This window comes from Sphaerisporangium sp. NPDC005288 (genome assembly GCF_040607475.1).
Taxonomy (GTDB): Bacteria; Actinomycetota; Actinomycetes; order Streptosporangiales; family Streptosporangiaceae; genus Sphaerisporangium; species Sphaerisporangium rhizosphaerae.
Map to the genome: position 1 here is coordinate 112,430 of NZ_JBEXGT010000025.1, position 17,371 is coordinate 129,800.

Here is a 17,371-nt window from a genome sequence, read left to right on the forward strand (position 1 = left end):
AAAGGCATGGATACCTGCACCTCTTCGCCAGTAAATGGTTTGAGAACAGTCAAGCGATGGGAAATCGCGTCGCCACGACGATCGCGGGCGCCGGGCGCCACAGCCCGTCCGCGGCGGGCGGACGGGCGTCGCCAGGAACGGGCGTCGTCAGGAACGGCCGAGGCGGCGCAGCAGCAGTGTGGAGGGCACGGGACGGGCGCCCATGCGCCGCACCGAGTCGGCGACCTCGCGGTCGGAGGACACCACCGCGACGGCCCGGCCGGGCGGCTCGGCGCGCACGAGCTGCCGGATGAGGTCGTCGGCGATCTCCCCCGGCGCGCTGAACAGCACCCGCACGCCGCGCGGCGCCGACACCTGGACAGGGCCGTTCAGCTCGGCGCCGTCGAACACGCAGGTGACCTCGACCCTGGTCTGCACGGCCAGCCCGCCCAGGCCGGTGAGCAGCCGCGACCGCTGGTCCAGCAGGGTGAGCGACGGGTAGCCGGTCTTGGTGACGTTGTAGCCGTCCACGACGAGGTGCAGGTGCGGGATGGCCAGCAGCTGGTCCAGCAGCACCGGGTCGTCGTCGGCCAGGGCACGGGCCGGCACGGCGCGCACCGAGGGCGTGCCGGGGGTCACGGCGCTCACCGAGTCGGCCGGCTTGCTGATCGCCACGGGCAGCGCGAGCTCGCTGCGCAGGCCGGCGGCCGCGTCCTGCAAGGTGTCCAGCAGGACGCGGATGCGGGCGTCCTCGATGCTGCGGCCCTCGCGCGCGGCGCGGCGGCTGGCCTCGAGGGCTCGCTCGGCGTCGGACAGGCGTTCGCGGAGTTTGCGAAGCTCGCTTTCGGCCGCGCTGGTCGCGGAGGACACCGCCGTGCGGACCTCCTGCTCGAGCGCCCGCAGCTCGGCGGCCCGCTCCTCGGCCAGCCTGCCCCGCTCGCGGGCGTCGTGCAGCTTGCGCCGCAGGTCGGCCACCTCGGCGCGGGACGCCTTGAGCTGGTCGCGCAGCCGCTCGGCCTCCTCCTTGGCGGCGGCCTTCTGCGCGGCGAGCTGCTCGCGCAGGCGCACGACGGTCTGCTCCTGGGCGCTGCCCTCGGCGACGGCCGCCGCCTGCTCCAGGTCGGAGCGGGCGGTCTCCACCAGGTCGGGCCAGCCGGGAGGGCGCGTCAGGTAGGCCGCGGCCGCGACGAGCACCGGCTCGGCCGCCGGCGGCACCGTGCCCTCCTCCAGGCTGGCCACCAGCTCGGGCCACGCCTCCTTGAGGCTCTCGGCGACGGTCTCGCGGAACTCCTTGTCGGTCTCGAGTTGCGCGGCGATCGGCGCGCTGCCCAGGCGGGCGCGCTTGCGCGGATCGAACCTCGCGATGCCCTTCAACGGCGCGGGGATCATCGCGGGCTGCATCGTGCCGAGCACCTGGGCGGCGAGCTCGACGACGTGTAAGCGGACCTGCTCGGGCAGCGGGCGAGACAGGCCTTCTCCGGCTGAACTCATCCGTCGTCCCCTAGCTGACTGGCCATTCAAATTTCGTCTATCCGACAAGGGTACGGCTGGCACGTTCGTGGTCAGCGCCGTTCCCACCCGGTTCCTGGCTCACGACCGCCCCACAAGTGCCGTGTCAGACCCCCTTGCGCCGGACCGCCGACCGGCGAACGGCGCGTTGACGGAGTGTCGCCGCAGGTGCGCGCGGCGGTGAAGGCCGCCCGCCGCGGGGCGGCGAACCCACGGGCCGGTGCGATCGGGCATGGCCGGTGCGGAACTGTCGGACCGCGATCGTATGGTCATGGGCGTGGAGATCGGTGTTCAAGGAACTCTGGACGATCTGGGCACGCCCCTCGACCAGGTGACCTTCGTGGTGTTCGACCTGGAGACGACGGGTGGTTCGTCCGCCGAGCACGCCATCACCGAGATCGGCGCGGTCAAGGTGCGCGGTGGCGAGGTGCTCGGCGAGTTCGCCACGCTCGTCGACCCCGGCCGTCCCATCCCGCCGTTCATCGCCGTGCTCACCGGCATCACCGACGTGATGGTCATGGCCGCGCCGCGCATCGAGCAGGTCCTGCCCGCGTTTCTGGAGTTCACGCGCGGCGCCACGCTGGTCGCGCACAACGCCCCCTTCGACGTCGGCTTCATCAAGGCCAACTGCCAGGCCCACGGCTACCCTCCCCCGGCCAACCCGGTGGTCGACACCGCCGACCTGGCCCGGCGCGTCCTGACGCGCGACGAGGTGCCCAACTGCAAGCTCTCCACGCTGGCCCGGGTCTTCCGCAGCGGCACCGAGCCGTGTCACCGCGCCCTGGCCGACGCCAAGGCGACCGTCGACGTCCTGCACGCGCTCATCGAACGCGTCGGGGCCTACGGCGTGCAGACCCTCGAAGAGCTCAAGGGCTTCGTCCGGGCCCCCACCCCCGAGCAGAAGCGCAAGCGTCACCTGGCCGCGAGCATCCCGAGCGCCCCCGGCGTCTACGTCTTCGAGGACGAACGCGGCGAGGCCCTGTACGTCGGCAAGAGCGGCGACCTGCGCCAGCGGGTCAAGTCCTACTTCACCGCCAGCGAGACCCGGCCGCGCATCCGCGAGATGATCGGCATCGCCGAGCGGGTGCGGCCGATCGTCTGCGCCACCGGCCTGGAGGCCGAGGTGCGCGAGCTGCGGCTGATCGGGGCGACCAAGCCCCGCTACAACCGCCGGTCACGGTTCCCTGAGAAGGTCGTCTGGCTCAAACTGACCGACGAGCCGTTCCCCCGTCTGTCCGTCGTCCGCGAGGTCAAGGCCGACCAGGGCACCTATCTTGGCCCCTTCACCTCCGCGCGCGGCGCCGAGGACGCCAAGTCGGCGCTGCACGAGGCCGTGCCGCTGCGGCAGTGCACCGAGCGCATCTCCACGCGCACCAGCCGTCCCGCGTGCGTGCTGGCCGAGATGGGCCGCTGCGGGGCGCCGTGCGAGGGCCGCCAGGGGGTCGACGAGTACCGGCGCCACGCCGACGAGGCCCGCGCCGCCATGGAACACGACCCGGGCCCGGTGTTCTCGGCGCTGGAGGCCCGCATGCAGCGACTGGCCGCCGAGCAGCGCTATGAGGAGGCCGCGGTCGACCGCGACCGGCTGGCCGTCTACGTGCGCACGGCGGCGCGCATGCAGCGGCTGCGGTCGCTGACCGGCATACCCGAGCTGATCGCCGCCAGCCCCGCGTTCGACGGCGGCTGGGACATCCACGTCGTGCGGTACGGCCGCCTGACCGCGGCGGGCGTGATGCCCAAGGGCGCCCACCCGACTCCGTACGTCGACGCCCTGGTCGCCACCGCCGAGACCGTCACGCCCGGGCCTGGCCCGCTCCCGGCCGCCATCGCCGAAGAGACCGAGTGCATCCTGCGCTGGCTGGAGTCCCCCGGTGTCCGGCTGGTCCGCGTCGACGGCGGCTGGAGCCTGCCGGCCCGCGGCGCCGCCCGTCTGAAGTCCCGCATCGACCGCGCCTACGACGGCCTGCGCGCCTACGAGAACCTCCACCCCCGCCACCCCCGCGAAGGCCGCCCCCTCCGCTGACAACGGCCATCGCGCGACCGACCGAACAGACGCGGCTGCTCAAGCCCCGCTACCGGTGAGCGGCCCCTTCAACATGTCAACACCGATCATGAATTGCGGCCCCTCAAGAACTAGAAGGAGCATCGGCCAGGCTCGCGCGGGCGCTCGGAGATTCGGATGCTCTTCGTCTTCGATCCCGACCGGGCAGCGATCTTCCTGGTCGCGGGAGACAAGGCAGGACGATGGTCCCGGTGGTTGCCCTAATAGAACAGGACCGGCGGCGCTACACTGCCGATTCGTGCAGGAGACGCGCCTCGACATCGCTCGAATTCGGGCGGCTCGCCGGCTGATCGACCCGATGTTCCTCGACACTCCGCTGTATCCCTGCGACGCGCTGGAGCCCGGCCTGGGCTGCGCGGTGAGCATCAAGCTCGAAACGGCGAACCCGGTACGCAGCTTCAAGGCCCGCGGCACCGAGGTGATCGCGAGCCTGCTCGCCGGCGGTGGCTCGCGAGCCGTGGTGTGCGCCAGCGCGGGCAACCTCGGCCAGGCCCTCGCGTGGTCCGGTCGCGGGCGGGGGGTCGACGTCACCGTCGTGGCCTCCCGCTTCGCGCCCGCGGCCAAGCTCGACCGCATCCGCGCGCTGGGCGCCACGCTGGAGCTGGTGGACGGCGACTTCGACATGGCCCGCGAACGGGCCGCGGACCTCGCGCGGTACGAGGGCATCCGGCTGGTCGAGGACAGCCTGGACATCGAGACCTGTGAGGGCGCGGCGACCATCGGCCTGGAACTGGTGGACCCGGTGCCGTCGTTCGACGCCGTCCTGATCGCTCTTGGCGGCGGGGCACTGGCCACCGGCGTGGGTCATGTGGTCAAGGCCCTGGCGCCCGAGGTCGAGGTGATCTGCGTCCAGCCGCTGGGCGCGCCGGCGATGACCCGCTCCTTCCGCGAGCGGCGCGTCGTCACCACCGACTCGACCGACACCATCGCCGACGGCGTCGCCGGCCGTCGTCCCATCCCGGCCGTCCTGGACGATCTCCTCCTGGTCGCCGACGACGCCGTCCTGGTCCAGGAGGTGTCGATCATGGCCGGGATGCGGATGCTCCTCGACCACGCCGGTCTGGTCGTCGAACCATCGGCCGCGCTCGGCATCGCGGCGGTCCTCGAAGACCGTGACCGCTTCGCCGGACGGCACGTCGTCACCATCGTGTGCGGCGGCAACGTCGACCTGGACGCCTATCACCGCTGGGTGGGGGTGGCGCCCGGCCACGGGTCCTGACGACCGCGCCGGCTCCGGCGCACCGGCCCACCTCCTACGCGGCCCAGGGGGACCGCAGACGGATCTCGCGGCCCGGCCAGCGGGTCACCGGCGCACCTCCCACAGGGCTCAGGGTGCCCGCAGACCGATCTCGCGGCCCGGCCAGCGGGAGCGGAGCCAGCGGTCGTGGCTGGCGATCACTATGGCGCCGGGACCCGTGCCCATGGCCTCCTCGAGTTCGTCGGACAGGCGGGGCGAGAGGTGGTTGGTCGGCTCGTCCAGCAGCAGCAGTTCGGGCGGGTCCGCCACGAGCAGCGCGAGCGCGAGGCGGCGGCGCTGGCCGACCGACAGTTCTCCGACCCGCTTGCCGCGCTCTCGCGGGCCGAGCAGGCCAAGGGAGCGCAGCGGCACCGACTCGGCGCGCTCGGCGCCGAGCGCCGACTCGTAGGTTTCCAGAGCGGTGCGGTCCGGTCTGTCGAACACGGTGTCCTGGGCCAGCAAGCCGACGCTGAGCCCGGGCCGCCGCCGCACCGCGCCGGAGGCGTCCAGCCGCCCGGCCAGCACCGCCAGAAGCGTCGACTTTCCCGCTCCGTTGGGCCCGGTGACCAGCAGACGATCGGTCGCCGAGACATCGAGGCGGCCGAGCGTCAGCCGTCCCGGTACGCCGATCCCGCGCAACGACACCAGAAGCCCATCGGCGAGCGGGGCCCCGCCTATGGCCGAGCGGGCGAAGTCGGCCGGGTCGCCGGAGGTGGCGGTGGCTGCGAGGGTGGGGGGATGGAACCGTAGCGGCGTCGGGGGCGGGGGTGCTTGGGCGCGTTCCAGGTCGGTGAGCCTGCGGGCGGCGGTGCGTACGCGGCTGGAGATCTGGTTCTGCACCCGGCCGCTCCGGTGGCCGTAGCCCATCTTGTCCTTGTCGCGCAGCAGACGGTTCGGCGCGACCTGGTGCGCGGCGACGGCGACCGAGCGGCGCAGCTCGGCGAGCTCCTCCTGCTCCTCGGCGAAGCGCCGCCGCCAGCGCTCGCGCTCCGCACGCTTCTCCGCCTGGTAGGCGGTGTAGTTGCCGCCGTACCGGACAGGCCCGTCCACCGCGGGATCGAGATCGATCACGTCCGTGCAGACGGCGTCGAGGAACGCCCGGTCGTGGCTGGCCACCACGACGGCGCCGGGCAGGCCGCGCAGCCGTTCCTCCAGGAAGATCGCGGCGTCGTCGTCGAGATGGTTGGTGGGCTCGTCCAGCAGCAGGGCCGCCGGCCGCCGGACCAGCAGGGCGGCGAGCGCCAGCCTGGCCCGCCGGCCCCCGGACAGGGATCCCAGCGTGCGGTCGTGCGGCACGCCGCCGAGCCCGAGCCCGGCCAGGACGATCTCGGCGCGCCGGTCGGCGTCCCACACCTCGTCCTGCTGCGCGCGTTCGAGCCGCTCACCGTAGGCGGCGAGAAGCCCGGCCGCGGCCGGAGAGTCCGGCGGGGCTCCGGCGAGGGCCTGCGCGAGTCTGTCCAGCTCGGCCAGGCCCTCGCGCGCCTCGCGCAGGGCCTCCTCCAGCACCTGCTCGATCGTGGCGGCGGCGTCGAACGGCATCTCCTGGTGAAGGAACCCCACGTCGGGTGGCCGGACGACGCTGCCGGCGTCCGGCTCGTCGGCCCCGGCCAGCAGCCGCAGCAGCGTGGACTTGCCGACGCCGTTCTCGCCGATCAGGCCGATACGGTGCCCGGGCGCCGCGGTGAGGCTGACCCCGTCGAGCACCCGCCTCGTCCCAAGGATGCGCACGAGATCATGCGCGAGCAGAGCGGTCTCAGACATTCGGTATCACCAGGGGAAGAGTCGCGGGGAGGCGTCAGGCGGGCTCAGGAGCGGCGGTCTCCTGGAGGCGGGCGTCGGCGAGCCGGAGCCAGCGGTCGACCTTGATCTCGGCGAGGAAGCGTTCGTCGTGGCTGACGACCACGAAGGCGCCCTCGTAGGCGTTCAGCGCGCTCTCCAGCTGGCCGACGCTGACCAGGTCGAGGTTGTTGGTCGGCTCGTCAAGCAGCAGCAACTGGGGCGCGGGCTCGGCGTACAGGACGCAGGCCAGGGTGGCGCGCAGCCGCTCGCCGCCGGACAGCACGCCGACCGGCAGGTGGACGCGGGAACCGCGGAACAGGAAGCGGGCGAGCAGGTTCATCCGCTGCGCCTCCGGCATCTCGGGCGCGGACGCGGCGAGGTTCTCCGCCACGGTGCGGCCGAGGTCCAGCAGGTCCAGCCGCTGGGACAGGTACGCCACCCGGCCGTCGGCCCGTCTGACCAGGCCGCCCTCCGGCTCGAGGTCACCGTTGAGCAGACGCAGCAGGGTGGACTTGCCGGCGCCGTTGGAGCCGGTCAGGGCGATGCGCTCGGGCCCCCGGATGGTCAGGTCGAGGCCATCGCCCGCGAACAGGGGCCGCTCGCCGTAGCGCACCTGCATCCGCTCGCCGAGGAAGACCGTGCGCCCGGCGGGGACGTTGGTGCCGGGCAGCTCCAGCGTGATCTTCTGCTCGTCGCGCAGGGCCCGGCTCGCCTCGTCCAGCTTGGACTTGGCGTCGCCGACCCGCGCGGCGTGCGTCTCGTTGGACTTGCCCGCCGACTCCTGGGCGCGCCGCTTCAGACCGCCGGCGATGATCTTCGGCAGGCCGGCGTTGCCCAGGTTGCGCGCGGCGTTGCTCGCCCGGCGTTCGGCCCGCTCACGCGCCTGCTGCATCTCGCGCTTCTCGCGCTTGACCTCCTGCTCGGCGTTGCGGATGTTCTTCTCCGCGACCTCGCGGGCGGCGCGGACGGCCTCTTCGTACTCGGTGAAGTTCCCGCCGTAGGAGCGCAGCTCTCCCCCGTCGAGCTCGGCGATGCGGTCCATGCGGTCGAGCAGCGCCCGGTCGTGGCTGACCAGCAGCAGGCAGCCGTTCCAGTCTTCGAGCACCGCGTAGAGCTTGCGGCGCGCGTCGAGGTCGAGGTTGTTGGTGGGCTCGTCGAGCAGCAGGACGTCGGGGCGTCTGAGGAGCTGCGCCGCCAGGCCGAGCGAGACGACCTGGCCACCGCTGAGGGTGTGCAGGGGGCGGGTGAGGGCGAGATCGCCGAGGCCGAGCCGGTCGAGCTGGGCCCGGGTGCGTTCCTCGATGTCCCAGTCGTCGCCGATCGTGGTGAAGTGCTCCTCACGGGCGTCACCGGCCTCGATGGCGTCCAGCGCCTTGATCACCGGGGCGACGCCGAGGACCTCGGCCACCGTCGGGTCGCCGAGCAGGGGCAGCGTCTGCGGGAGGTAGCCGAGCACTCCCCCGGCGGACACGCCGCCCGCGGTGGGCTGGAGCTCGCCGGCGATCAGCTTGAGGAGCGTGCTCTTGCCGGCACCGTTCGGCGCGACGAGGCCGGTGCGGCCGCCGCCCACGGTGAAGGACAGATCGTCGAAGACCGGGGTGTCGTCCGGCCAGGAGAAGGAGAGGTTGGAGCAGATGATGAACGCATCGGACATGGATGAGACCTTGGAGTGTGCCGCTGGCGCGCGCCTCGGCCGCCCAGCGGGGACGGGTGTGGGAACGACGAGAAACGGCCACCGCGGCCGCGCTCCCGCGCGCCGTCAGCCGGCCGTCGACCTCCGGAATCACCCGGAGATGTCGTCGTCACCTGCCACGTCTGGTCTCCCTAAGCCGACATATCGTGCCAGGCACTATAGCAGCCTCCCACTGCCATCCGGCTCAGCGTTGCGCGCCCACATAGGCAGCGTAGGCCGATCCGTCCCGTTCGGCGATGATGAAACCGCCCGCTACACCCCAGTGCACATCCGTCGCGCTAGAGACGATCTGGATGGTGAGCTGGGGTGGGCGGACCAGTTCCAGCAGGAATCGCAGGCGAATCGTCAAGAGGGACGAGATTCGACCGGCGAATAGAAAAGGCGCGTAGATGACGACAGGAAGCCTTCTTGGGGCCATCGATCTGATCGGTTCTCCCGAATCGGTCTCCCTCGCACGTGCGTACGTGCGCGAGAAGCTCGGCCGCGAGCACCCCGCGCTCCACGACGTCACACTCCTGGTATCCGAAGTCGTCACGAACGCCGTCGTCCATTCCAATTCCGGGAACGGCGGCACGGTGACGCTCGTGGTCGCCGACTGCCACGAGTTCATCCATGTCAACGTGGTGGACGCAGGAGGTGGTGACGCTCCCCGCGTGCGCTGTGACCTGTACGGCGAGGGCGGGCGCGGCCTGCTGCTGGTCCAGGAGATCTCACATCGCTGGGACGTTCTCCAGCATCCCGCGGGCCGGACCGTCTGGTTCCAGGTGAAGTACACGCGCGAGAAGTGAAACGTGGCGAGAAACGCCCGGACAATCACTCATTCCCTGTGCGGCCACGAGGGTTCCGTGCGCCGGCGGCAATGAATCCCCATGAGCGGAGACGGCGGCTCGGCGAGCGCCTCAAAGGATTTGGATTCGGTCTCCCGCTCGGCCGCACCGCCGTCCCGGCACGCCCGGAGATCACCTTATGCATATATGAATCCAGTAGGGATGAACGAATAAGTGATCTCGGCTTACCCTCTCCCTCGAGTCCGTCGGCCGCCGATTCGCCGAGCCGGTTCACCTGGCGGAATGATCCCGTCCAGGGGGCACCCCACTCCTTGCCCTGATCGCGCCCGATCGATCATCGGAGGATCCGGCCGCACGAGATGATCGATCAGCGGATCGGCCGCACCTCGGGATCGGCGTCCTGGTCGCCGGGCATACGCTCCTGTCTCGCGCCGGCCCGGCGGTCCCGCGTCCTGCTTCGGGGAGGAAAGACGTTGTTCTACGAGATCCGCCGCTATCAGACTCGGCCCGGCATGCGGGACGAGTGGGTGGAGTACATGGAGGGGACGGTGATCCCCTACATGACCGAACGTGGCATGTCGGTGATCGCCTCCCTCGTCGACGAGGAGGACCCGGACGGCTACGTCACGCTGCGCCGCTTCGCGAGCGAAGCAGAGCACGAGCGGATCTACGCCGCCACCTACCAGACCGACCGCTGGAAGAACGAGATCTATCCGATGGTCGAGAAGTTCCTTGATCTCGAAGCCGTCACCGTCACCAGAGCCTCGCCCACCCACCACGGCCTCCTGCTCTGAAAGAGCCGGATGCGGGGGAAGGCGCACGCGGCGCTAGAGTCGGGCCAAGCCGTACTCGAAGGGGAGAGCTCGTATGATCACCGCGATCGTGCACATCAAGGCTGAGGTCGACCGCATTCCCGAAGTCGCGCAGACGATCGCCGAGCTTGACCGGGTCAGCGAGGTGTACTCGATCACCGGTGACTACGACCTGGTGGCGATGGTGCGCGTCTCCGCCTACGAGGAGATCGCCGAGGTGATCCCGGGGCGGATCAACAAGGTGCCCGGCGTCCTCGCCACCGAGACCCACCTGGCGTTCCGCACCTACTCCAAGCACGACCTCGACTCCGCCTTCTCCATCGGCTTCGCCGAAGCCGACTGAGCATCCTCCGGCAGCCGGGATGCAACATCGAACGAGCGCCGGGGCGCCCGAACGATCTAGCGGTGGGACCGTTTTCAGCCGCGCCGGCCGTTCAGACGCAGGCCGCGGCGGATGTGAGCGGCCACCGTTCCATCGTCCGTCGGTCTCAGGATCGGGTGAACATCGCCGGGTTGCGCGCGGCGCGACGAGTGGAGGCGGACACCGGCCGGTGGCACGCCGGCGCCTCCGTTACGGACGCGGTGCCGGGAGAAACCCAGAGCGACCAACTGGCGTCGGCTGAGCACGTGGTCCTGCTCCGCGGCCAACCTGTGCAGGGCGTCCGACTCGACAGCGTCACGCTGATGACCCATATCGGGCAGCAGACCAGCTCACGCCGCCCCCCAGGCCACCGAACCCGGTTCTGTGGACAGTGCAGCGCCAGTTGGTGCCTTTGGAGCGAGACTCCGCTGATCGGCATCGCTTGGAGGACCGCCCGGCGATCGACGCCGGCGATGTGATCACCCGGCGGCGTCGGCCGGGCGGTGGATCTGGCCGGGATAGGCCGGGTGGAGTGCCGGGCACCGGTTCTTGGTGGTCATTGTCCAGTGCTGAGGGCTCGGGCTACGGTGAGGCTGTCTTCGTAGATGTGGAAGCGGGTCACCAAGCCGTCCTGGACCGTGAGGTGGAGGGCGAAGGGCGAGGTGTACGCGGCGCCGCCGTCCCGCACGGTCTGCCTGATCTCGCCGAGCACCACGGCGTGCGCACCATCGACCACGATCCACCGTACGGACGTGCCGTTCAGTTCGGGCACATGGTGGGCTTCCAGGGATCGGAAATGGTCGGCCACGTCGGCCCGGCCGGACCGGGGCCGAATCCACGGCACCGCCGGGTGCCCCTCGGCCGGCCAGGCGAGGCCCCAGTCGACCGGCTCGGCGAACAGCTCCGAGGTGCGGTCGTGATCGCCTTCGGCCATCCGGCGCAGCAGTTCCGCCACGACATCACGGGTGTCATCGCTCATGCCCCGAGCCTCTCGCCTCAGGGCGAGGCCCGTCGATTACCCACCAGGTAAGGCGGAGCCCGCACAAGGCATCATCGGCCCGTCAGCAGGACGAGAACGGCCGGCCCCGAGGCGGGGACGGCCCGGTGCGTGGGGCCAGGCATGGCCAGCGCGGCGCGAAAGGCCGGCCCCAGAGGTGAGGCCGGCCCGTGCGTATGCCGGTCTGCCGCATACGCGGAGTCTGGTGCGTGCGCGGGTCAGGAACGTTGCTTGTACGAGCGGCTGGTCTCGACCCAGCGGGTGAGGGTTTCGGCGGCGCGGCCGGAGTCGACGGCCTCGGCGGCCCGGGTGTAGGCCCTGGTCATCGCGGCCACCAGGGCGTCGCCGGGCGGGCCCGGGTCGGGGGCGGTGGCGCCGGCGTCCAGGCTGACCAGGGCGGCGGCGGCGTTGAGCAGCACCGCGTCGCGCACCGGGCCGCCCTTGCCGCCGACCAGGTCGTTGACGGCCCGGGCGTTGAACTCGACGTCGCCGCCGCGCAGCGCGTCGGCCTCGGAGCGCGGCACGCCGATGTCCAGCGGGTCGAAGGCGGTCTCGACGGCCGTGCCGTCACGCACGACCCACACGGTCGAGGTGGTGGCCGTGGAGAGCTCGTCGAGGCCGTCGTCGCCGCGGAACACCAGGGCCGACACGCCGCGCTCGGCGAAGACGCCGGCGACGACGGGCAGCATGCGCGCGTCGTAGACGCCGATGGCCTGCGCCGATGGGCGGGCCGGGTTGGTGAGCGGGCCGAGGAAGTTGAAGAAGGTCGGGATGCCGATCTCTTTGCGGACGGGGCCGGCGAACCGCAGGGCCGGGTGGTAGACCGGCGCGAAGCAGAACGCGATGCCCGCCTCGACGGCCGTGCGCGCGGTGGACTCCGGGGACAGGTCGAGGACGATGCCGAGGTGTTCGAGCACGTCGGCGGCGCCCACCGAGGAGGACGCCGACCGGTTGCCGTGCTTGACGACCCGGGCCCCGGCCGCGGCGGCGACGATCGCGGCCATGGTGGAGACGTTGACGGTGTGCGCGCGGTCGCCGCCGGTGCCCACGATGTCGACGGTGGGGCCGTCGACCGACAGCGGCGTGGCCCGGTCGAGCATGGTGCGCGCCAGCCCGACGACCTCGGCCACCGTCTCGCCCTTGGCCTTCAGCGCCGTGGCGAAGGCGGCGATCTGGGCGGTCGTGGCGGAGCCGGACATGATCTCGCCCATCGCCCAGGCGGTCTCGTCGGCGGTGAGGTGCTCACGGGCGAGCAGGGCCGTGAGCAGCGCGGGCCACGTGGTGCGCGCGTCCATGGGGTCTCCGGGTCAGTGGGAGGTGATGCGGGAGGCCGAACGGCTCCGCATGAGGCCGGCGACCGCCTCGGCGAGCGCCATGGGGTCGATCGGCTGCGCCACGACGGCGTCGGCGCGGGACCAGTCGGCGAGCCAGCGGTCGTCGCGACGCCCGATGATCACACAGATCGGCGGGCAGTCGTACACCTCGTCCTTGGCCTGGCGGCAGATGCCCATGCCGCCCGCGGGGACGGCCTCGCCGTCGAGGACGGCCACGTCGATCTCTCCGGAATCCAGGTGCTTGACGACCGCCGGCTGCGTGGCGCACTCGACGATCTCCACGAGGGGCACGTCGGCGGCGGGACGCCGTCCGATCGCCAGCCGCACCTTCTCGCGGGTGCTTGCGTCGTCGCTGTAGACGAGAACCCTCATGCTCACGGTCGCGCTCACTATCGATTGGGACGAGGTATGGTCACCACGGATGCTACCTGTCCCCGGCGACGGAAACCCAGACCAGTCACACTTAGCGCTGTTCCCGGCTTATGTCTGGTTTATCGGGGTGAGGTGGCCTTACCGGGGGGTCGTGCGCCGACCCGACCCCTCCAGCCGCAATAATGCTGGGCGTGGCGACAGCATCCGCAATTACGACGACAGCAGCACCGTCCCGCCGGCCGAACCTGGTCCAGGTCGGGACGATCGTCTGGCTGTCCTCTGAGCTCATGTTCTTCGCGGCGCTGTTCGCGATGTACTTCACCATCCGGTCGGTCAGCCTCGGCCAGGGCAAACCCTGGCCCACGCTGCCTGAAGGCGTCCACCTGGACATCCCGTACGCGCTGGTCAACACGATCGTGCTGGTGCTGTCGAGTGTGACGTGCCAGCTCGGCGTGTGGGCCGCTGAGAAGGGTCAGGTCAGGAAGCTCCGGTTCTGGTACATCATCAGCTTCCTCATGGGCGCCTGGTTCGTCGGCGGGCAGCTGTACGAGTACCACAACCTCGTGGAAGAGGGCGTGACCCTGTCCTCCAACGCCTACGGTTCGGTCTTCTACCTGACCACGGGCTTCCACGGCCTGCACGTGACCGGTGGTCTGATCGCGTTCCTGTTCATGCTGGGACGCACGTACGCCGCGAAGCGCTTCACACATGAGCAGGCCACCAGCGCGATCGTCGTGTCCTACTACTGGCACTTCGTCGACGTCGTCTGGATCGGCCTCTTCGCGACCATCTACATCATCAAATGATCGGAACGAGGATATCGGTGAACTCGATCACCGCACGGAGGCGGCATCCGCTCGCGCGATACGCCGTCCTCCTCCTTGCCCTGAGCCTCCTCGGCGGGGTGTACGCCCTGGTGGCGCCCGGAGGAGACCGAGCTGACGCGGCGATCGCCTCCGGCAAGGCGGACGACGTGGCGGCGGGCAAGGATCTGTTCGCGGCACACTGCGCGAGCTGCCACGGCCTGAACGGCGAGGGGTCCTACTCCTCCGGCGGTGCATCGGGCCCGAGCCTCGTCGGCGTCGGCGCCGCGGCCGTGGACTTCCAGGTGTCCAGCGGCCGCATGCCGTTCTCCGACCCCGGCCCCCAGGCGCCGCGCAAGCGCCCGCCGGACTGGGTGAACCAGGACACGATCCGGCAGCTGGCCGCGTACGTGCAGTCGCTGGGCGGCGGTCCGACCAAGCCCTCCCTGGAGGCGACCGACCCGTCCAAGGGCGACCCCGCCAAGGGCGGCGAGCTGTTTCGCGCGAACTGCATCCAGTGCCACAACTTCGTCGGGTCGGGCGGCGGCCTGACCTACGGCAAGTACGCACCTCCGCTGAACCCCGCCACCCCCACCCAGATCTACGAGGCGATGGCCACGGGCCCGCAGGCGATGCCGGTCTTCAACGACAGCACGATCACGCCCGAGGAGAAGCGGGACATGATCGCCTACATCGTCAGCGTCCGCCAGCAGCCCGACCCGGGCGGCAGCGGCCTCGGCCGCATCGGCCCGGTGACCGAGGGCCTGGTCGGCTGGATCGTCGGCATCAGCCTCCTCGCCCTCGCCGCCATCTGGATCACCGCGAAGAAGCGTCAGGCCAACCATGACTGAGATCCCGAACGACATCGAGCAGGCCGAAGATCGCGTCCCGAGGCGCGTCATCGGCACGCCCCCTCCGGGGGGTGAGACGTCGGCGCTCGGCGCGCCGGCCAGCGCCCACGAGGAGATCGTGCACGAGGGGGTGACGTTCCCCGACCCGGCCAAGGCCCGCAAGGCCGAGCGCGTCGTCGCCCTGCTGTTCGTGGTGTCCTTCGTCGCCGCGATCGTGTTCATCGTGTCGTACGTCGTCTTCCAGGTCGGCACCATCGACAAGACCCAGACCTCCAACTTCGCCCTCGGAGCCTCGCTGACCGTCGCCCTGCTGTCGCTGGCGGCCGGCATCGTGGTCTGGGTCCGCGGCATCATGCCGAAGTACAACCTGGTCCAGGAGCGCCACCCGATGGCGACCGGGGCGGAGGTCCGCGAGAACGTCAACGCGACGTTCCTGCAGGGCGCCAACGAGAGCGGCTTCGTCAAGCACAAGCTGCTGCGCCGCACGCTCCTGCTGGCCGCGGCCCCGCTCGGCCTGCTGCCGCTGGTGCTGCTGAAGGACCTCGGCCCCCTGCCGGGCACGACGCTGCGGCACACGGTGTGGAAGAAGGGCCTTCGCCTGATGGTGGAGGGCACCAAGCAGCCGATCCGCGCGGCCGACTTCAACTCCCCCGGCGGCATCCTGTCGGTGGTCCCGGAGGGGCACGAGGAGGATCTGAACGCGCTGGCCAAGGCCACGCTGATCCTCATCAAGTTCCGGCCGGAGGACATCAAATCGGGCACCAAGCTCAATTGGACCCACGACGGCATCGTTGCGTACTCTAAAATCTGCACGCACGTGGGCTGCCCCGCGGCGCTTTACGAGCAGACGACGCACCACATCCTCTGCCCCTGCCACCAGTCCACCTTCGACGCCGCCGACGGAGCGAAGGTCATCTTCGGCCCCGCGGCGCGTCCCCTGCCCCAGCTGCCGATCGGCGTCGACGGCGAGGGCTACCTCATCGCACAGAGCGACTTCAACGTCCCGGTCGGCCCCAGCTTCTGGGAGCGCGGGGACGCCGAAGCCGAAGTCAGGGGGAAGGCATGAGCCTGGACAGCACTCCGAAGGCCATCGCAGGACCCGCGAACTTCATCGACGAGCGCATCGGCGCGGGCAACTTCCTCAAGCGCAACCTGCGCAAGGTCTTCCCGGACCACTGGTCGTTCCTGCTCGGTGAGATCGCCCTGTACTCGTTCATCATCCTGCTGCTCACCGGTACGTTCCTGACGTTCTGGTTCAAGCCGAGCATGGGCGAGGTCACCTACAACGGCGCCTACGCGCCGCTGGTGGGCGTGCGCATGTCCGAGGCGTACGCCTCCTCGCTGCACATCAGCTTCGACGTGCGCGGCGGCCTTCTCATCCGGCAGATCCACCACTGGGCGGCGCTGCTGTTCGTGGCGGGCATGATGGTGCACATGCTCCGGGTGTTCTTCACCGGCGCCTACCGCAAGCCGCGCGAGCTCAACTGGATCATCGGCGTCCTGCTGCTCACCCTGGCTCTGCTGGAGGGCCTGACCGGCTACTCCCTGCCCGACGACCTGCTCTCCGGCGCCGGTCTGCGGATCACCGAGGGTGTGGCCATCTCCATCCCGCTGGTGGGCACGTACATCACCTACTTCCTGTTCGGCGGGGAGTATCCGGGCCACGACGTGATCTCGCGGTTCTACAGCATCCACATCCTGCTGATCCCGGGCATCCTGCTGGCGCTGATCTCGGCCCACCTGATCCTCATGTGGGTGCAGAAGCACACCCAGATGCCGGGCAAGGGCCGCACCGAGCAGAACGTGGTCGGCGCGCCGTTCTACCCGTCGTTCATGGCCAAGTCGGGCGCGTACTTCCTGTTCACGTTCGGCGTGGTGGCGCTGCTCGGCACCTTCGCCCAGATCAACCCGATCTGGTTGTTCGGGCCGTACACGCCGGCCGACATCTCGGCCGGCTCGCAGCCCGACTTCTACATGGGCTTCCTGGAGGGCTCGCTGCGGCTCATGCCGTCGTGGGAGATCAACTTCCTGGGGTACACCCTGCCGCTGAGCGTGCTCATCCCGGCGCTGGGGCCGATGGGCCTCATCATGACGGGCCTGGCGCTCTACCCGTTCGCGGAGCAGTGGATCACCGGCGACCGCAGCGAGCACCACCTCGCCGACCGTCCCCGCAACAACCCGCACCGCACCTCGATCGGCATCGCGGCCATCACGTTCTACGGCCTGCTGTGGCTGCTGGGCGCCAACGACTGGATCTCGGCGAAGTTCCACATCTCGCTCTACACCACGACCGAGGTCGGCCGCGTGCTGATCTTCGTCGGGCCGGCGATCGCGTACTTCGTCACCTACCGCATGTGCATCGGCCTCCAGCGCCACGACGCGGACGTGCTGTCGCACGGCGTCGAGTCCGGCGTCATCAAGCGCCTGCCGCACGGCGAGTACATCGAGGTGCACGTGCCGCCGGCCGAGGACATCGCGGCGCACGTGCGCGGCAAGAAGGCCATCCCGGCCATCGCCGCCGCGCCCGACCGCGACGGCATCCCGCCGAAGGGCATGCGCGGCCCGATCGGCCGGCTGCGGGCCCGGCTCAGCGAGACCTACTCGGGCGACACCGAGGCGATCTCCCTGGACGGGCACGACGGTCACCACAACGGGCACGACGGCCACGGGGCGCCGCACGCGGCGGTGGGCGCCGGGCCGGCGGACGAGACGACCAAGTCGATCGGCCACTGACACATCGGCACACCGGCCGCCACGGCGGCCGGCCGCGGAGAGGGCCCGGGCGCACCACGCG

Annotated in this window: 16 protein-coding genes and 1 pseudogene; 10 read left to right on the forward strand and 7 right to left on the reverse strand. The window is 70.7% G+C overall.

What is annotated here, in order from left to right; genetic code table 11:
* Nucleotides 1-147: 147 nt before the first annotated feature.
* Nucleotides 148-1,470: an NYN domain-containing protein gene (locus tag ABZU32_RS23650; RefSeq protein ID WP_354925089.1), complete on the reverse strand. Its 1,323-nt coding sequence runs from the start codon at nucleotides 1,468-1,470 to the stop codon at nucleotides 148-150.
* 295 nt (nucleotides 1,471-1,765) lie between these two features.
* Here ABZU32_RS23650 and ABZU32_RS23655 point away from each other — a divergent pair, with 295 nt between their 5' ends.
* From ABZU32_RS23655 to ABZU32_RS23665, 3 genes and pseudogenes are all read left to right on the forward strand, one after another.
* On the forward strand, nucleotides 1,766-3,511 hold the full coding sequence (locus tag ABZU32_RS23655) for a DEDD exonuclease domain-containing protein (protein WP_354843441.1): 1,746 nt from the start codon (nucleotides 1,766-1,768) through the stop codon (nucleotides 3,509-3,511).
* Nucleotides 3,512-3,613: 102 nt separating this feature from the next.
* Nucleotides 3,614-3,745 (forward strand): annotated as a pseudogene (locus ABZU32_RS23660) (type II toxin-antitoxin system RelE/ParE family toxin); the annotation flags it as partial.
* A 43-nt stretch (nucleotides 3,746-3,788) separates the two neighbouring features.
* Entirely contained in the window at nucleotides 3,789-4,769 is a 981-nt protein-coding gene (locus ABZU32_RS23665; RefSeq protein ID WP_354925091.1) for a pyridoxal-phosphate dependent enzyme, read from the forward strand.
* 108 nt (nucleotides 4,770-4,877) lie between these two features.
* On the opposite strand, the gene ABZU32_RS23670 is transcribed toward ABZU32_RS23665, so the two are convergent.
* The 3 genes from ABZU32_RS23670 to ABZU32_RS23680 all read right to left on the reverse strand — a co-directional run bounded on the left by ABZU32_RS23670 (nucleotide 4,878) and on the right by ABZU32_RS23680 (nucleotide 8,608).
* Entirely contained in the window at nucleotides 4,878-6,548 is a 1,671-nt protein-coding gene (locus ABZU32_RS23670) for an ABC-F family ATP-binding cassette domain-containing protein (RefSeq protein WP_354925093.1), read from the reverse strand.
* A 34-nt stretch (nucleotides 6,549-6,582) separates the two neighbouring features.
* On the reverse strand, nucleotides 6,583-8,220 hold the full coding sequence (gene abc-f, locus ABZU32_RS23675) for a ribosomal protection-like ABC-F family protein (protein WP_354925095.1): 1,638 nt from the start codon (nucleotides 8,218-8,220) through the stop codon (nucleotides 6,583-6,585).
* A gap of 223 nt (nucleotides 8,221-8,443) precedes the next feature.
* A complete protein-coding gene (locus tag ABZU32_RS23680; protein ID WP_354925097.1) occupies nucleotides 8,444-8,608 on the reverse strand; it encodes a hypothetical protein in 165 nt (54 codons plus the stop codon).
* Between the two features lie 40 nt (nucleotides 8,609-8,648).
* Here ABZU32_RS23680 and ABZU32_RS23685 point away from each other — a divergent pair, with 40 nt between their 5' ends.
* The 3 genes from ABZU32_RS23685 (at nucleotide 8,649) to ABZU32_RS23695 (ending at nucleotide 10,202) form a co-directional block, all read left to right on the forward strand.
* Nucleotides 8,649-9,047 carry an ATP-binding protein gene (locus ABZU32_RS23685; RefSeq protein WP_354925099.1) on the forward strand — a complete coding sequence of 133 codons (399 nt, stop codon included), beginning with the start codon at nucleotides 8,649-8,651 and terminating at the stop codon, nucleotides 9,045-9,047.
* Between the two features lie 473 nt (nucleotides 9,048-9,520).
* On the forward strand, nucleotides 9,521-9,841 hold the full coding sequence (locus ABZU32_RS23690; RefSeq protein ID WP_354843463.1) for an NIPSNAP family protein: 321 nt from the start codon (nucleotides 9,521-9,523) through the stop codon (nucleotides 9,839-9,841).
* Between the two features lie 73 nt (nucleotides 9,842-9,914).
* Nucleotides 9,915-10,202: an Lrp/AsnC ligand binding domain-containing protein gene (locus ABZU32_RS23695; RefSeq protein WP_354843466.1), complete on the forward strand. Its 288-nt coding sequence runs from the start codon at nucleotides 9,915-9,917 to the stop codon at nucleotides 10,200-10,202.
* 574 nt (nucleotides 10,203-10,776) lie between these two features.
* Here the strand turns inward: ABZU32_RS23695 and ABZU32_RS23700 are convergent.
* The 3 genes from ABZU32_RS23700 to ABZU32_RS23710 form a co-directional block, all read right to left on the reverse strand.
* The gene (locus tag ABZU32_RS23700; protein WP_354925101.1) at nucleotides 10,777-11,199 is read right to left on the reverse strand and encodes a nuclear transport factor 2 family protein; all 423 of its coding nucleotides are present in this window, start codon (nucleotides 11,197-11,199) and stop codon (nucleotides 10,777-10,779) included.
* 236 nt (nucleotides 11,200-11,435) lie between these two features.
* The gene (gene trpD / locus ABZU32_RS23705; protein WP_354925103.1) at nucleotides 11,436-12,512 is read right to left on the reverse strand and encodes an anthranilate phosphoribosyltransferase; all 1,077 of its coding nucleotides are present in this window, start codon (nucleotides 12,510-12,512) and stop codon (nucleotides 11,436-11,438) included.
* Between the two features lie 12 nt (nucleotides 12,513-12,524).
* A complete protein-coding gene (locus ABZU32_RS23710) occupies nucleotides 12,525-12,923 on the reverse strand; it encodes a hypothetical protein (protein ID WP_354843872.1) in 399 nt (132 codons plus the stop codon).
* A 182-nt stretch (nucleotides 12,924-13,105) separates the two neighbouring features.
* On the opposite strand from ABZU32_RS23710, the gene ABZU32_RS23715 reads away from it, so the two are divergent.
* Genes ABZU32_RS23715 through ABZU32_RS23730 form a run of 4 tightly spaced genes read left to right on the forward strand, consistent with a single transcriptional unit; the run spans nucleotide 13,106 to nucleotide 17,310 of the window.
* A complete protein-coding gene (locus tag ABZU32_RS23715) occupies nucleotides 13,106-13,729 on the forward strand; it encodes a heme-copper oxidase subunit III (protein ID WP_354843474.1) in 624 nt (207 codons plus the stop codon).
* A 17-nt stretch (nucleotides 13,730-13,746) separates the two neighbouring features.
* Nucleotides 13,747-14,577 (forward strand): cytochrome c, encoded by an 831-nt coding sequence (locus tag ABZU32_RS23720; protein WP_354843477.1) that lies wholly within the window; start codon nucleotides 13,747-13,749, stop codon nucleotides 14,575-14,577.
* A complete protein-coding gene (locus tag ABZU32_RS23725; protein WP_354843479.1) occupies nucleotides 14,570-15,643 on the forward strand; it encodes a Rieske 2Fe-2S domain-containing protein in 1,074 nt (357 codons plus the stop codon). The genes ABZU32_RS23720 and ABZU32_RS23725 overlap by 8 nt, the downstream gene beginning before the upstream one ends.
* The gene (locus tag ABZU32_RS23730; protein ID WP_354925105.1) at nucleotides 15,640-17,310 is read left to right on the forward strand and encodes a ubiquinol-cytochrome c reductase cytochrome b subunit; all 1,671 of its coding nucleotides are present in this window, start codon (nucleotides 15,640-15,642) and stop codon (nucleotides 17,308-17,310) included. Before ABZU32_RS23725 ends, ABZU32_RS23730 begins: the two co-directional genes overlap by 4 nt.
* Nucleotides 17,311-17,371 lie beyond the last annotated feature (61 nt).